We start from the raw sequence: 1011 nt of genomic DNA, 5'->3' as shown, positions 1-1011 counted from the left end.
ATTGAAGAGCGTGCGATTGCCGAAATGCCCGATATGAAAAAAATTTCTACGCAGCTTGTAAAGACGATGGCGCGATTGTAAAGAAGTTGTGCTGCACCTCCCACTGACCGTGGTTCAGGTACTCGACTAACGGTCGCGCAAGGGAGTGAGATGGCTGGCAATCATGGAGGCCACCACCTTGGCCACCGACTGCCGACTCAATGACACGTCGAACAACAACTCCACGGCCGCATAGATCATGTCGACCGCCACCCGTCCGACCACCATCAGCTCGCGTGGCGGCACGTTGGGAAAGGCTTCCAGCAGCAACTGCGCCTCGGTCTCGGTGACCAGTGCATGGGAATTCAAGCGTACCTGCTGCAAGGCCGGCACGGCACGCAATGCGCGCAGGATCCAAACCCCACCCGGGGTGCGCTTGGTCACGCGATGGGTATCGAGGATGAGGCCCGTCAGCGCGCGCTCCAGTTCATCCCCCGAGCCCGTGAGCACCTCGTGGGTGATCCATTTGGGGATCAGCTCGTTCTGCCGCTGCATGAGGCGCTGCCCCAACTCGCTGAGCAACGCGTACTTGTTGGGGAAATAGCGATAGAGCGCTGGCGGCGTGATGCCGGCGCGTTCGCAGACCAGGTTGGTGGAAAAGCGCTCCACCCCCACTTCCTCCAGCATCTGCGCCGTGACCGTCAGGATGTGCTCATAGGTTTCGGTGGCGCGTTGCTGTGCCGGTTGCTTCTTACCGGAGAGATCGGGTTTTTGACGGGGGCTCTTGGGACTGGCAGGGCTCATGGGGGAAATCTAGGTTCGTGATGACCGAAGATTATCTCATAGCGTCATTTTCGATAGTGATCGATATCAATCTTCCCAACGGCGCTGGCCGGACATCCTTTCCGCACAGAAAGTCTCGATAGGGCTCTGAGGCGCGCCCAATCTGCCTTTGCGGAATATTTTCAACAAATAAAAAATTTACGCATTTCGCCGTTGCGAAATAGATAGTCATAACTATAGAATAGCCAT

Annotated in this window: 2 protein-coding genes; both read right to left on the bottom strand. The window is 56.8% G+C overall.

The features are described from left to right. Positions 1-126 precede the first annotated feature (126 nt). On the bottom strand, positions 127-783 hold the full coding sequence (locus I5W_RS17175; RefSeq protein ID WP_017454348.1) for a TetR/AcrR family transcriptional regulator: 657 nt from the start codon (positions 781-783) through the stop codon (positions 127-129). A 31-nt stretch (positions 784-814) separates the two neighbouring features. Continuing rightward, positions 815-1011 (bottom strand): hypothetical protein (locus tag I5W_RS32870; protein ID WP_217284451.1); only part of this gene is annotated, 197 nt, incomplete at its 5' end.

Source organism: Herbaspirillum sp. B65, from assembly GCF_000333555.1.
GTDB classification, from domain to species: Bacteria; Pseudomonadota; Gammaproteobacteria; order Burkholderiales; family Burkholderiaceae_D; genus Herbaspirillum; species Herbaspirillum rubrisubalbicans.
The sequence above is the reverse complement of the archived record's forward strand: the minus strand, read 5'-3'. Positions and strand labels throughout refer to the sequence as shown.